Source organism: Actinoplanes sp. NPDC049598 (assembly GCF_040675435.1).
Lineage (GTDB): Bacteria > Actinomycetota > Actinomycetes > Mycobacteriales > Micromonosporaceae > Actinoplanes.
In genome coordinates this window covers 85181-97957 of record NZ_JBFAOX010000035.1, presented here as the reverse complement: position 1 = coordinate 97957, position 12777 = coordinate 85181, and the positions used below count along the sequence as shown (strand labels likewise).

The 12777-nt window shown below is 70.5% G+C and carries 16 protein-coding genes; 13 read left to right on the top strand and 3 right to left on the bottom strand.

Annotated elements, in window-relative coordinates; translation table 11 throughout:
* Window positions 1-141 precede the first annotated feature (141 nt).
* The 8 genes from AB0J66_RS44735 to AB0J66_RS44700 all read left to right on the top strand — a co-directional run bounded on the left by AB0J66_RS44735 (window position 142) and on the right by AB0J66_RS44700 (window position 6682).
* Complete coding sequence (locus AB0J66_RS44735; RefSeq protein WP_364674119.1) at window positions 142-1215, top strand: Gfo/Idh/MocA family oxidoreductase; 1074 nt, start codon at window positions 142-144, stop codon at window positions 1213-1215.
* Window positions 1216-1372: 157 nt separating this feature from the next.
* A complete protein-coding gene (locus tag AB0J66_RS44730; RefSeq protein ID WP_364674116.1) occupies window positions 1373-2065 on the top strand; it encodes an HAD-IB family hydrolase in 693 nt (230 codons plus the stop codon).
* Window positions 2062-3408: a fatty acid--CoA ligase family protein gene (locus AB0J66_RS44725; RefSeq protein ID WP_364674114.1), complete on the top strand. Its 1347-nt coding sequence runs from the start codon at window positions 2062-2064 to the stop codon at window positions 3406-3408. Before AB0J66_RS44730 ends, AB0J66_RS44725 begins: the two co-directional genes overlap by 4 nt.
* Window positions 3405-4145, top strand: coding sequence for an SDR family oxidoreductase (locus AB0J66_RS44720; RefSeq protein ID WP_364674112.1), 741 nt, complete (start codon window positions 3405-3407; stop codon window positions 4143-4145). Before AB0J66_RS44725 ends, AB0J66_RS44720 begins: the two co-directional genes overlap by 4 nt.
* Window positions 4139-4420, top strand: a complete 282-nt coding sequence (locus AB0J66_RS44715; protein WP_364674109.1) for a phosphopantetheine-binding protein — start codon at window positions 4139-4141, stop codon at window positions 4418-4420. Before AB0J66_RS44720 ends, AB0J66_RS44715 begins: the two co-directional genes overlap by 7 nt.
* The gene (locus tag AB0J66_RS44710) at window positions 4413-5444 is read left to right on the top strand and encodes an AvrD family protein (RefSeq protein WP_364674106.1); all 1032 of its coding nucleotides are present in this window, start codon (window positions 4413-4415) and stop codon (window positions 5442-5444) included. Before AB0J66_RS44715 ends, AB0J66_RS44710 begins: the two co-directional genes overlap by 8 nt.
* A complete protein-coding gene (locus AB0J66_RS44705; RefSeq protein WP_364674104.1) occupies window positions 5441-6157 on the top strand; it encodes an alpha/beta fold hydrolase in 717 nt (238 codons plus the stop codon). Before AB0J66_RS44710 ends, AB0J66_RS44705 begins: the two co-directional genes overlap by 4 nt.
* Before the next feature lie 105 nt (window positions 6158-6262).
* Window positions 6263-6682, top strand: a complete 420-nt coding sequence (locus AB0J66_RS44700) for a MarR family transcriptional regulator (protein WP_364674102.1) — start codon at window positions 6263-6265, stop codon at window positions 6680-6682.
* 11 nt (window positions 6683-6693) lie between these two features.
* Here AB0J66_RS44700 and AB0J66_RS44695 read toward each other — a convergent pair whose 3' ends face one another.
* Both AB0J66_RS44695 and AB0J66_RS44690 read right to left on the bottom strand, forming a co-directional pair.
* Window positions 6694-7524, bottom strand: a complete 831-nt coding sequence (locus tag AB0J66_RS44695) for a helix-turn-helix transcriptional regulator (protein WP_364674099.1) — start codon at window positions 7522-7524, stop codon at window positions 6694-6696.
* A gap of 198 nt (window positions 7525-7722) precedes the next feature.
* Window positions 7723-7962 carry a helix-turn-helix transcriptional regulator gene (locus AB0J66_RS44690; RefSeq protein ID WP_364674097.1) on the bottom strand — a complete coding sequence of 80 codons (240 nt, stop codon included), beginning with the start codon at window positions 7960-7962 and terminating at the stop codon, window positions 7723-7725.
* Between the two features lie 402 nt (window positions 7963-8364).
* Between AB0J66_RS44690 and AB0J66_RS44685 the strand changes: the two genes are divergently transcribed.
* From AB0J66_RS44685 to AB0J66_RS44670, 4 genes are all read left to right on the top strand, one after another.
* A complete protein-coding gene (locus tag AB0J66_RS44685) occupies window positions 8365-9069 on the top strand; it encodes an AAA family ATPase (RefSeq protein ID WP_364674094.1) in 705 nt (234 codons plus the stop codon).
* 15 nt (window positions 9070-9084) lie between these two features.
* Window positions 9085-9699, top strand: a complete 615-nt coding sequence (locus tag AB0J66_RS44680) for an ATP-binding protein (protein ID WP_364674092.1) — start codon at window positions 9085-9087, stop codon at window positions 9697-9699.
* Window positions 9700-9886: 187 nt separating this feature from the next.
* Entirely contained in the window at window positions 9887-10198 is a 312-nt protein-coding gene (locus AB0J66_RS44675) for a winged helix-turn-helix transcriptional regulator (protein WP_364674089.1), read from the top strand.
* Window positions 10199-10312: 114 nt separating this feature from the next.
* A complete protein-coding gene (locus tag AB0J66_RS44670; RefSeq protein WP_364674086.1) occupies window positions 10313-11149 on the top strand; it encodes an NAD(P)H-binding protein in 837 nt (278 codons plus the stop codon).
* Between the two features lie 13 nt (window positions 11150-11162).
* Here AB0J66_RS44670 and AB0J66_RS44665 read toward each other — a convergent pair whose 3' ends face one another.
* Complete coding sequence (locus AB0J66_RS44665; protein ID WP_364674083.1) at window positions 11163-12002, bottom strand: MBL fold metallo-hydrolase; 840 nt, start codon at window positions 12000-12002, stop codon at window positions 11163-11165.
* Between the two features lie 168 nt (window positions 12003-12170).
* Between AB0J66_RS44665 and AB0J66_RS44660 the strand changes: the two genes are divergently transcribed.
* Window positions 12171-12761: a GNAT family N-acetyltransferase gene (locus tag AB0J66_RS44660; RefSeq protein WP_364674080.1), complete on the top strand. Its 591-nt coding sequence runs from the start codon at window positions 12171-12173 to the stop codon at window positions 12759-12761.
* Window positions 12762-12777 lie beyond the last annotated feature (16 nt).

The window sequence follows — 12777 nt, the reverse complement described above, 5'->3', positions numbered from 1 at the left end:
GCCCACCTCACCACAAGACTGGTGGCCGAAGTGGTCGAGGGTGACGAGTCACCGGTGCTCAGTGGTGCAGACTCGTTGACGGTGGCTCGGCGATGTCGCTCCGGCCCCGGGGCCGGGTCCGCCCGACGAAAGGACAACCCCGTGCCACCGGCCATCGGCGTCGGCATCGTGGGCCTCAGCGCCCGCGGTGGCTGGGCCGCCAACGCTCACGTGCCCGCCCTGCGAGCGGTCGACGGAGTAGAGCTGCGCGGCCTGGCCGCGTCCTCGCGGGAGGCCGCCGATCGGGCCGCCGCGCGGTTCGACGTGCCCTGGGCCACCACCGACGTGGCCGAGCTGGCCGCCCGCCCCGACATCGACCTGGTCGTCGTCGCCGTCCCGACCCCCTTGCACCGCAAGCTCATCGAGCCGGTGCTCGAGGCCGGGAAGATGGTCCACAGCGAATGGCCGCTGGCCGTCGACGCGGCCGAGGCGGCCGACCTGGCCGAGCGGGCCGGCCGCCGGGGTGTGCGCACGGTGGCGGGACTGCAGGCCCGCTCGGTCCCGATGGTGCGCTACCTGCGCGACCTGATCGCCGACGGGTACGTGGGGGAGGTGCTCTCCAGCACCCTGGTGGGGTCCGGAGGCGGCTGGGGCGGTGCCGTCCCCAGCCGCCTCCTCTACACCCTCGACCGGGCGAGCGGAGCCACCATGCTCACCATCCCGTTCGGGCACACGCTGGCCGCCTTCACGATGTGCCTGTCCGGCTTCGCGACGCTCACCGCCACCACGGCCACCCGCCGGCCGGTCGCCCGGAACACCGACACCGGCGAGGACGTGCCGGTGCGCACGGCGGATCAGGTCGCGGTCAGCGGCGTCCTGGAGACCGGCGCCGTCGCGGCGCTGCACTACCGCGGCGGCTCCAGCCGGGCCACGAACCTACGGTGGGAGATCAACGGCACCGACGGGGACCTGGTCGTGACCGGCGGCTCCGGGCACCTGCAGATGGGCCAGGCGGTCCTGCACGGCGCCCGCGGCAAGGACACCGCCCTGGCCGAGCTCGCGGTGCCGTCGCGCTACCACGCCGTTCCGGAAGCGGTGGCGCCCTGGTCCGGCGTGGCGCACTCCTACGCCCAACTGGTGGCCGACATCCGCGAAGGCACCTCGGTCGTACCGGATTTCGCCGCGGCCGCCGAACACACCCAGCAGCTGGAGCGAATCGCCCGCGCGTCCGGATAAAACGTTTCTCACCCCCGCGGAGAGGCCCCACGGCGAAATGCCGTGGGGCCTCTCTATTCGTGTTGGTCCCAGCAATCCTCTTCCTGGCGGTGGTGTCAGTTCTTGTGGTGGCATTCGAGGCTGGGCCGGCACCGATTCGCGGTCGAGAATCGACGGTATGAGAGCAACGGAGAAGCGAATTGCTTTCTTCGACGTGGACGGAACATTGACCACGTCCTCGACCATGTTCCATTTTCTTCGGTTCTATCTGCGGGAGATCGGCCGGCCCGACGGCGAGTACGCCGAACGGCGCCGGGCGGTGCGCACGACGGCCGAGCGCGGCACCGCGCGGGAGGAGGTAAACCGGGCCTTCTTCGCCGGCCTCGCGGGCTTCGAGGTGGCGGCGGTCGAGGAGGCCGCGCAGCGCTGGTACCACGCGGCCCAGCGGGTCGGCGGCTTCTACCACCAGCCGGTGCTCGACCGGCTACGCGGCCACCAGCGGCGCGGCGACCGGGTGGTGCTGGTCTCCGGCGCGGTGCCGGCCTGCCTGCGGGTGCTCGCCGAGGCTTTGGGCGTCGACGAGATCCACAGCACCGAGCTCGAGATCGAGCGCGGGCGCTACACCGGCGCCCTCATCCGGCCGCCGATGATCGGCATCGCCAAGCTCCTGGCCGTCCTCGACGTCATGGCGCGCTGCGGCACGGCCTCGTCGGCCTGCTACGCGTACGGCGATCACATCTCCGATCTCCCCATGCTGCAGGCCGTCGGATCCCCGGCGGTCGTGCGGGGCGACGCCGCCCTGGAAGCCGCCGGCCGAGCCGGCGGCTGGCGCCTGCTGCTTCCCCCGATCGCGACGAAGGAGAACGCATGACCACCTGGTTTTTCGACCGGCTGCACGGCTTCGGCTCGGCCGAGGCGATCGTCCATCAAGGGCACACCGTCACCTACGCCCGTCTGCTCGAGCTGACCAAGCAGTGGCTCGACTACCTCGACCGCGGCGGCGTGCACGCGGGACAGGTGGTGGCCCTGGAGGCGGTCAGCGGCATCGACGCCTGCGCGGGCCTGCTCGCGCTGATCTCCACCGGCGCCGTCGCCGTTCCGCTGACCCCGCTGCCGGCGGCCAAGCGGGCCGAGTTCATCGAAGTGGCCGAGGTCGAGACGGTCATCACGGTGGACCCCGGCTCGGGTGAGCGGTCGCTGACCGGCACGGGGCGCCGCGCCGAGCACCCGCTCTACAGGCGACTGCGCGCCGACCGTACACCCGGCCTGGTGCTTTTCAGCTCGGGCACCACAGGCCGCAGCAAGGCCTCAGTGCTGGACTTCGCCAAGATGCTGGCCAAGTACCGCGCCGTCCGCCGGCCCACCCGGACCGCCGGCTTCCTCAACCTCGACCACATCGGCGGCATCAACACGCTCATGCACACGCTGAGCCAGGGCGGCACGCTGGTCACGATCGCCGAACGCACCCCGGACAGCGTCTGCGCCGCCATCGCCGAACACCGCATCGAGGTCCTGCCGACCACGCCGACCTTCCTCAACATGCTGCTCATCTCGGGGGCGCACACCCGTCACGACCTCAGCTCGCTGCGGTTGATCACCTACGGCACCGAGCCCATGCCGCTCGGCGTGCTGCAACGGCTGGCCGCGGCGCTGCCCGAGGTCAAACTCAAGCAGACGTACGGGTTGTCGGAGCTGGGCATCCTCTCCACGCAGTCGCGCGGCAACGACAGTCTCTGGGTGAAACTGGGCGGCGAGGGGTTCGAGTACCGCATCCGCGACGGCGTCCTGTGGATCCGCTCGGACATGGCGATGCTCGGCTATCTCAACGCCCCGGCGCCCTTCGACGAGGACGGCTTCTTCAACACGCAGGACGCGGTGGAGGTCGACGGCGAGTACGTGCGCATCCTCGGCCGCAAGTCCGAGATCATCAACGTGGCGGGCGAGAAGGTCTACCCCAGCGAGGTGGAGAACGTCCTGCTCGAGCTCCCCTACGTCGCCGACGCCACGGTGTCCGGGCGGCCCAGCCACGTCACCGGCCAGGTCGTCACGGCGACGATCCGGCTGACCGGGCCGGGCGACGCCCGCGAGATCGAGCGCCGGGTGCGGGCGCACTGCCGGGAGCGGCTGGACGCCTTCAAGGTCCCGCAGATGGTCACGATCACCGGCGAGGAGCAGCACTCCGACCGCTTCAAGAAGATCCGGAGCGCCTCGTGACGGCGCCGGCCGACAGCCGGGCCGCGGTGGTCACCGGCGGCAGCCGGGGCCTGGGCCGGGTCGTGACCGAGCGGTTGCTGGCCGAGGGCTGGCGGGTGGCCACGCTGAGCCGCAAGCCCAGCGAGTTCACCGAGGAGGCGACCCGGCAGTACGAGGACCGCTTCCTGTGGGAGCCGGTCGACCTCACCGACCTGGACGCCCTGCGCGGTTTCAGCAAGGTCGTCAGCGGGCGCTTCGGCCGGCTGGACCTGCTCGTCAACAACGGTGGCGCGCTGCACCAGGAGCTGTTCCTGACCACCTCGGCCCAGCGCATGCGCGAGATGGTCACCGTCAACCTGCTCGCCCCCATGGTCCTGGCCCAGCTGTGCGCGCGGCAGATGATGCTCGGCCAGGGCGGAACGATCGTCAACGTCTCGTCGATCAACGCCGTCCGCGGCTACCGCGGCGTGTCCGCCTACGCCGCGGCCAAGGGCGGTCTGGAGGGACTGAGCCGCAGCCTCGCGCGGGAGCTGGGCCCGCTCAACATCCGGGTCAACACGCTGATCCCCGGGTTCTTCGACAGCGACATGACCACCGGCGTCACCCCCGAGAACCGTTCCACCATCCGCCGGCGCACCCCGCTGGGCCGGCTCGGCAGCGTCGACGAGATCGCCGACGCTGTGCTGTTCCTCGCCTCACCCCGGGCCGGATTCATCACCGGCCAGACCCTGATCGCCGACGGAGGAATCACATGCTGAACGACACCGGCCTCACCGACCTGGTCCGGCGCGAGATCAACGCCGTGCTGCTCGACGACGAGGGCGACCTCGACTACACGCTCGACGACGAGGTCGTCGCGATCGGCCTGAACTCGCTGATGCTCGCCCAGCTGCTGCTGCGCCTGGAGGCGGCGCTCGGCGCCGACCCGTTCGGCGGTGACCGCTCGATCGCCGACGTGCGCACGGTGCGTGACCTGGTCGAGGCCTGCGCCGCGGTCCGGCCGGGCGCGGTGGAGGTGCGGAGCCTTGGCTGACGACCGGCTGACGCTGAAGTCCATCGACGACTACCTGGGGCCGGGGGAGAACCGCTTCTTCTCCCGCGGGTACCAGCGGGCCGAGTACGACGTCCGCGACATCGTGATCGACAGCGGTGACGGCGACGCGGCCGGGGTGCGGGCGCAGGTCAGCCTGAGCTACCCGCCGGGCTGGTCGAGCAAGGGCGGCGTGGACCAGCGCCCGCACCTGAGCACCGTCGACGCGCTGGTCCTGGGGGTGCAGATGGCCGAGATCCATCTGGCTCGCGTTCGCTCGCTGGGGCCCGCCGAACGGGCGAGCGCCGTGCTGCGCAAGGCCGTGGTGCGGGCCGGTGGCGCCCCGCAGGAGGATCTGACCGGCATCGTGCTCAGCGCCGTGCCGGTCAAGAGCGAGGACGCCGGCCCGGCCGGGCGCGTGCGGTCCACGTACGACTGCGTGGTGGGCAGTCTGCGGGTCCGGTACGAGATCGAGCACCCGGTGGGCACACCCACCACCGCGCAGGAGAAGTTCGGCGGGCCGGACGAGGTGCTGGAGCAGCCGGCGAGCCGCTTCTTCGGCGCCGGCTTCAAGCAACGGCGACACCACATCGGCGACGTCGAGGTCGACATGGGCTCGCTCACCGCGACCGCCGCCGTGCACTTCGAGCCCGAGGACCGCGTGGCGGCCCGGGGCATCGACGGCGACCGGCAGCCGGGCGTCACCGTCGTCGACACGTTCGTGGTGAGCCTGCAGCTCGTTCAGGTGCTGCTCTACGAGCTCGACTCGATACGGCGGGCCGACAGCCGGACGCTGTGGATGATGCGGACGGTGCTGACCGCGCCGGTCGATCCGCCGCCGCTGCCGGTCGGCCCCGGCCAGGCGCAGCCGGCCGAGGCGGCGCTGACCGGCCGGCGGGTGCTCGACATGCGGGGCGGCCGGTGGCGCAGCGTCGACGTCCGCGCCAATTACGCCGGGGTGGAGGTGCGCTGCAGCTTCGCGCACGAGCTGCCGCCCGGGACGGTCCCGGCCGAGGAGCGCCCATGACGCTGCGCGTGCTGCGGGCACCCGAGGACGCCGAGCTCACGCTCGTGCTGCTGCACCACGCCGGTGGGTCCTCGGCCGGCTTCCGGCCGTTCGTGCCGCACCTGCCCGAAAGCTGGCGGCTGGTCGCGGTGGACCTGCCCAACCGGCTGCTCGGGCCGGCCGGCGTGGCCTGCCGGAGCACGGCCACCGCGGTCGAGCATCTGCTGCGGGCGCTCGGGCCCGAGCTGACCGGGCCCTACGCGGTGTTCGGTCACAGCCTGGGCGGGTTGCTGGCCTACGAACTGGTCCGGGAGCTTGAACGACGGGGCAGCGACCCGCACTGGCTCGGTGTGTCGGGCTTCCCGGCACCGGCGGTGCCCCGGGCCACGCGGGACGAGGTCGTCGCCGCGGTGGGTGGCCCGGTCCGGCTCGGTGGACGGGACAAGACGATCAGCGCCGTCGTCGAGGCACGCTACACCCGGCTGCTGCGCGCGGACCTGGAGATCGTGCGCGGCTACACCTACCGGGACGGGCCGCCGTTGCGTACGGCCTTGACCGTCTTTCACGGCGACACCGACCCGATGACGCCGGTGGAGGTCGTGCGGCCGTGGTCGGGCTACGCCGGCACGGTCGACTTCCACGCCTGGCCGGGTGGGCACTTCGGTCTTTTCGACCAGCCGGCCGCGGTCTGCCGCCGCATGGTGGAGGCGTGCGCGAGACTCGCCCCCGTGTGAGGCTCAGTGTGCGGACCGGGCCGTGGCGCCGCCTGATCGGGCGGCGCCACGGCCCGGGCGATCGCGGCCTCGGATCCGGCGACGATCAAGAGCTACCATCGTTTCATGGCGCAAACCCGCAAGTCCGTGCCCGCCGACAGCGAGATGTGCGGGCTGGTCAATGCGCTGTCACAGGCGATAGACCGGCACACCCGCAAGGTGGCGGAGCAGTTCGGTCTCACCGCCGCGCAGACCATCGCGCTGCGCGAGCTTCCCGAGCCGCGCACGCTGGGCGCGCTGGCCGAGCGGATGCACTGCGAGGCCTCCAACGCCACGTTCGTCGCCGACCGGCTCGAGGCCATGGGCATGCTGGAGCGCCGGCCGCATCCCACCGACCGGCGCGCCAAGTTGTTGCATCTGACGCCCGAAGGCGTCGCGTTGCGCAAGCGCGTCGTCAAGCATCTGAATGTCGACGCGCCGCTGAGCCGGCTCAATGACCAGGAGCAGTCGCAGCTGCGCGAGCTGCTGCTGCGGACGGTCGAGTAAGGCGGCGTCGATCAGCCGGCGCTGCTGCCCTCGGCCGCCCACCGTCGCAGGCCCGCAGCGGCCCGGTCCGTGCGCGGCCGCAACAGGACCAGCTGATAGCCCGGCCGCGCGGCGACCTCCAGCGTGAGCCGTTCGAACGACTCCTGACCCAACTCCGGGTGACGCACCGTCTGGACGGTGCTGAGCTCGTCGGTCAGGTGATGCCGGTCCCACAGCCGGGCGAAAGTGGGGCTCATCTCGCGCAGAGCCGCCACCCTGTTCTCCAGGGCCGCGTCGCCCAGCAACTCGACGCTCTGCGAGCGCAGCCGGGCCACCGCGTCGGCCGCGTCCTTCTCCCAGTGCGGGAAGCGCCGCGCGACCTCCGGATCGCCGAACAGCAGCGTCAGGTAGTTGGTGCGGGTGACGTCCAGGCCGAGCAGGCGGGCCGCCGTGGTGTTGGCCGCGACGACGTTCCAGTAGCAATCCATGAAGTACGCCGGATTGGGCAGGAAGCCGTCGACGAAGCACCGGCCGAAGTCGTGGGCCGGCGGTGAGCGGCGCTCGGCCGGCGGCGCGTACCCGGCCAGCCGCATCATGTACCGGCGCTGGGCCGAGCCGAGCCGCAGGACGTCGGCGATCGAGGTGAGAATGCCGGGCGAGACGTTCTTGGCCCGGCCCTGCTCGATCCACGCGTACCAGGAGACGCCTACCCCGGCCAGCATCGCGACCTCCTCGCGGCGCAGGCCGCTGAGCCGCCGCGAGCCGGAGGACGGCAGCCCGACCTCGGCCGGGGTCACCTCGGCCCGGCGGGCGGCCAGGAAGGAGCCCAATTCCGTGAATTTGACTTCGTGGGTGGTTTGCATGATCTTCCGACTCCCCGTAGAACAGCGCGGAATGCTCTTACCGGCCGATGTGGACGTTAGGCAATTACGAATAACGTCGTCAAGGCAATGGCGGCCACCCGCCATTTCGCGCAATGCGGCCCCTTCGAAAAGTTAAGGAAGGGTTTCGTCATATCCCCTCGGTGAAACAATTTCTCAATGTTGGCGTCGCGGTCGCCGTCAGTTCCGGCGCGCGTCACCGGCCAGCCCCGCGCGCGCCGCGGCGACACCGGCTTCGAACCGGCTGCGAGCGTGCAGATGCCGCATGATGCGCGAGACGTGCCGTTGCACCGTCCGCAGCCCGAGGCCGAGGCGGTCCGCCACATGGTCGTCACTGCATCCCTGGGCCAGCAGTCGCACGATGGCCAGCTGAAGGGGAGTCAAGTCGCCCGGCGCGGCGCCGGGGTCGTTGTCGGTCACGTCAACATCCGTTCCGTCAGTGCTGTGGTGCTCCGGGGGCGGGCTTCATCGACCGGCCTCGCGCGGCACCGCCTTCACCGCATCACATCCGTTCACCGTACGTATTTATCACCTCACTGTCCGGGTAGCGCAACCGTCGTCGGAGACCGCACGTGCGCTTGCGCGAGTAGGTGTTCGCGCTGTTCCGGCTCATGGAACACCCAATGCCGGGCGCGAGTGTGATGTTGCAAACACTGCCCGATCGCACGTTGTTGGTGCCGCCAAGCGCATCCGTGACGGTGGTGACAGTGGAGTCTGGGGCACCCGCGGGCCCGCCGCCATGCTTTCGGGGAGTCGCCGGCGTGACGGTCAACAACGTCGTCCACTGTGCCCGGCCGGCCTCTGCCGACCCCAGGAGGAGCAATGAACCTGTCCGTATCGGGAACCTATTCGGTGGGTAAAACCCTGACCAGCATGGCGCTGGCCAACCTGACCGGCATTCCCCGCACGGCGGCGCTGACCATGCGGGAGCTGCTGCCCGTCTCGGTGCCCGGCAAGACGCTGGAGGAGTGCAACGGCGCCGAGATCATCATGCTGATCTCCCGGCGCAACCAGGGCCGGGCCGTGGCCGAGAGCCACCTCACCGACGGATTCGTCTCCGACGGCTCGACCCTGCACGAATGGGCCTACGCGACGGTGCGCGTCACCGTCGGCATCAACCCCAACGACTCGGTGAACCTCGACAACGTCGAGATGACCGACGAGATCCGCTTCTACGCCGAGGTCATGAAGCAGCTCGGCGTGCCCGCCAAGCAGCACGCCAAGAAGGCGTACGACGCCTTCATCCACCTGCCCATCGAGTTCCCCATCGTCGAGGACGGTCACCGGCCGGTGAACGAGCGGTTCCGCGCCCTCGCCGAGGAGCTGCTGCTCAAGACCCTCAACGAGCTGGAGATCCCGGTGCATGTCGTCGGCGGCTCGATTCCCGAGCGGCTGGAGAAGACCCTGGCCATCTTCGATCTGAAGCCGGTGATGACCATCGACCAGGCCATCGCGCTCGCCCAGGAGGAGTACGCCCAGCTCGATACCCGCAACGAACTCGACCGCGCGGCCGACGCCCGCGTCTGAACCCGAGGAGACGGCATGAGAATCGCATTCGTGGGCGCCTACGGCAACGGCAAGACCACGCTGACCACCGAGTTGTCCCGGCGGCTGGGTCTCGAGCGATCGCACGGCAGCGCCATGCGTGACCCGGCCGGCGGTGCTCGCAAGGCGCTGGAGGAGACCAGCGCCCCCGAGCTCATCCAGTTGGCCGTCCGGCGCTTCGCCGAGCGCGCGGCCGAGGAGGCCCGGATGGAGCGCGGGCTGGTGTCCGACGGCTCGGTGCTGCACGAGTGGGTCTACAGCAAGGTGCGCCTGCAGGCCGGCCGGCACCCGGAGCCGTCGGTCACCCTGGCCGACGCGCCCGCGCGCGACGACACCAGCCGGCCGTACGAGGAGGTGGTCGACCAGGCGGGACTGCTGGCCCAGGAGTACGCCCGCAGCCACTACGACCTCATCGTGCACTGCCCGGTGGAATTTCCGTTGCCGGCCGGGCACAGCCCGATCAGCGAGCGCTTCCGCACGCTCTCGGACGAGCTCATGCTGCGGATGACCGGCACCCTCGGCCTGCCCGTGCACATCGTCCGGGGCAGCCTGGAGGAGCGCATCGCCCAGGTGATGGCGCTGCCCGGGGTTCCGTCGCTCGTGCAGGCGTGAGCCCGGGCTGAGTCGGCGGCGAGGATCTCCGGTGCGGCGCCGCGCCGGAGATCTCGCCGTGGGCGGTCCGGTTCGATCCTGAAAATTTCTGATTAAAAACTTCCGAGTCATACATGTATCGCGAAGGAGGCGCCCCGGGTGGCTTAGACTGGCATCGATCGGTTGGCGTGACGGCTACGGGGGCGACGTGTCCAACGTGATAAAGAGCGTTGTCAATATCATCAAGCTGCGGTGGTCGGTCGACATTCTCCGCGCGCTGGCGAAGGAGCCACTCCGCTACACCGATTTGCAGCTGGTCATCACGGTTTCCACCGGCCGCACCGTCTACAACAGATCGTTTACCGAGGCGCTGCGGCGCCTCGAGGACGGGCGCCTGATCGAGCACCACATCGGGCCCGAGGGCACCGCCTTCTACGGCCTGACCCAGGTCGGCGCCGAGCTCATCTCGCTGCTCGACGGACTCGAACGGTGGGGCGCGCGGCACCCCGCGCTCTGCTGACCCTCCTTTGTGTACGCCGGTCGCTGTCACTCTGTGTCGGTGATCACTTCGGTCGATCACCGGCCGGTCGCTCTCGTTGGCATGGCATCACGTTCATTGCCAGGAAGGGCGATCATGATCCTGATCAGTGGTGCGGGCGGACATCTCGGGCGACTCGTGGCCGAGCGCTTGGCGCATCGTGACGACGTGGTGCTGGGCACCCGCGATCCGAACGGGTCCGGCGCGGCGGCCAGGCGCATCGACTTCGACGATCCGGCCACCCTCGGCCCCGGGTTCGACGAAGTGACCACCCTGCTGCTCATCTCCGCCGGCTACGCGGAGGACGACGTGGTGATCAGGCGGCACGGCGCCGCCATCGACGCCGCCGAGCGCGCCGGCGTCCGCACCATCGTCTACACCAGCCTGTCCGCGGCCGGGGACCATCTCACGTACGCGCTGGCCCACCGCTGGACCGAGCGCCGGCTGAGCCGCAGCCCGATCCCCTCGGTGGTGCTGCGCAACGGCCTTTACACCGAGCTCCTGCTCGACCTGACGGCCCCGGGCGACGACGGCGTCATCACCGCGCCGCTGGGCACGGGACGGCTGGCCGCGGTCGCCCGGGAGGACCTGGCCGACGTCGCGGCCCGGGTGACCGCCGACGCGCCGGTCCACGCGGGCCGCACGTACGAGCTGGTGGGCACCGAGGCGATCGGCGCCGAAGAGGTCGCCGCGCAACTCAGCCAGGTTCGTGGCCGGCCGGTGACCTACCGGCCGGCCACGCTGGCCGAGACGCGGACCGCGCTCGAGGCCGACCCGGCGTTCCAGTCGTTCCAGGTGCCCATGGTGTGCAGCACCTACTCGGCCATCGCGGGCGGCTTCCTCGCCGAGACCGGAGGCGACCTGCCCGAGCTTCTCGGCCGGCCCCCGCGGCCACTGAGCGCCGTCCGGCACGCCGCTCTCGCGGCGGGCTGAGCCACCCGACCTGTCAGGCGGTCACCGGCTCCCATCGGAGCCCGGTGTCCGCCGGCACGACACGTCCGAAGACGACGTCGGCGAAGTGGCCGCCGAACCCGATGACGTCGCCGGCGCCGAGATCGGCCAGCAGGCGCCGGCGGCTCGCGGCGGCCTGCTGCGGTGAGCTGTCGAACACCGCGGCCCAGTCCGGCTGCCCCACTTGAACGGGGGAGTGCATCACGTCGCCGAACGCGATTACCTCTTGCTCACCGGTGGCGATGCGGTAGGTCAGGTGCCCGTCCGTGTGCCCGGGTGCGAAGCCGACGGTGACACCGGGGAAGATCTCCTGGTTCTCGGTCGCCGTGACGCGACGGGCCCCGCGCAACTGCGTACCGGCCGAGGACTGCCAGTCCTCGGCGGTGGCGAGCATCGGCGCGTGCGCGAACTCCGTGCGGGCGCCGATCGCCCAGCCGACGTGGTCGTCGTGCAGGTGAGTGAAGGCGACCAGCTCAATGGTGGACGGGGCGCGGCCCACCTGCTCCAGGCTGTCGATCAGGCGCCCGCCCTCGAGCACCCCGAGCGCCGGATGCGAGATGTCGGCGGCCAGCCGCCGCGGCCCGTACCCGCAGTCGATCAGCATGGCCCGGTCGCCGTGCTCCACCAGGAGCCCGCCGACCGAGCCGGCGAGGAAGCCGTCCCGGTCGAGATAATGCCCCAGCCCTTCCCAGTCGCCGGAGGTGGACGCCGGAAACCAGGCCCGCGGATCCATCTGCACCGACCCGTCGGGGATGAACGTCAAACGATGCGAGCCAAGCTCCAGCGAGCGCACCGGCGAGACCCGGCGGTAACGATCGGCATCGGCCGGATTCACGAGATTCGCCTCCGATAGGCAGGACGTCGTGGACATGCGCCATCCAACCTATCGGTTCCGGCCCGCGTCTCGCCGAAGCCATGATCGCCGCCGGCCTCGGCCGGCTCGATGCACCTTCTGACAACGGGCAACTCGGAAAGGCCCCGGAGGTCCAATACTGTCAACGGCATGGCTACCGAGTCGTCGTACACGATCGCGCCTCTCAGTCCTCAGACCTGGCCCGCCTTCGATGCCCTGGTGCAGCGGCACAACGGCATCTTCGGCGGTTGCTGGTGCATCTGGTTCCATCCGGACGGACCCGAGCGTGGCCAGGGCGCGGAGGCCAACCGGGCGCTGAAGAAGGCCTACGTCGAGCAGGGCCGGGCGCACGCCGCGCTGGTGATGGACGGCGACGAGGCCGTCGCTTGGGCGGAGTACGGCACTCCGGTCGAGTTGCCGACCCTGCATCACAGCAAGCAGTACGAGGCCACCAAGACCGCGGACCCGGACTACCGGATCACGTGTGTCTTCGTCGACAAACGCTACCGGCGACGGGGCGTGACGGAGTTGGCCATCACCGGAGCCCTCCAGCTGATCGCGCAGGCCGGCGGCGGCCGGGTCGAGAGCTATCCCCACGATCTGACCAACCAGACCAAGAAGATGTCGTCGTCGTTCCTCTACAACGGCACCCGTCGACTCTACGAGCGGCTCGGCTTCACCTACGACCGCCCTAAAGGACTGAAGAACTGCGTCATGGTGAAGACGGTCAACCCCGCATAGACCCGAAGTATTCTCA

Coding starts and splice junctions, on each gene's coding strand:
- AB0J66_RS44730 (WP_364674116.1), top strand. CDS start 1,373: ATGAGAGCAACGGAGAAGCGAATTGCTTTCTTCGACGTGGACGGAACA.
- AB0J66_RS44725 (WP_364674114.1), top strand. CDS start 2,062: ATGACCACCTGGTTTTTCGACCGGCTGCACGGCTTCGGCTCGGCCGAG.
- AB0J66_RS44715 (WP_364674109.1), top strand. CDS start 4,139: ATGCTGAACGACACCGGCCTCACCGACCTGGTCCGGCGCGAGATCAAC.
- AB0J66_RS44705 (WP_364674104.1), top strand. CDS start 5,441: ATGACGCTGCGCGTGCTGCGGGCACCCGAGGACGCCGAGCTCACGCTC.
- AB0J66_RS44700 (WP_364674102.1), top strand. CDS start 6,263: ATGGCGCAAACCCGCAAGTCCGTGCCCGCCGACAGCGAGATGTGCGGG.
- AB0J66_RS44695 (WP_364674099.1), bottom strand. CDS start 7,524: ATGCAAACCACCCACGAAGTCAAATTCACGGAATTGGGCTCCTTCCTG.
- AB0J66_RS44685 (WP_364674094.1), top strand. CDS start 8,365: ATGAACCTGTCCGTATCGGGAACCTATTCGGTGGGTAAAACCCTGACC.
- AB0J66_RS44680 (WP_364674092.1), top strand. CDS start 9,085: ATGAGAATCGCATTCGTGGGCGCCTACGGCAACGGCAAGACCACGCTG.
- AB0J66_RS44670 (WP_364674086.1), top strand. CDS start 10,313: ATGATCCTGATCAGTGGTGCGGGCGGACATCTCGGGCGACTCGTGGCC.
- AB0J66_RS44660 (WP_364674080.1), top strand. CDS start 12,171: ATGGCTACCGAGTCGTCGTACACGATCGCGCCTCTCAGTCCTCAGACC.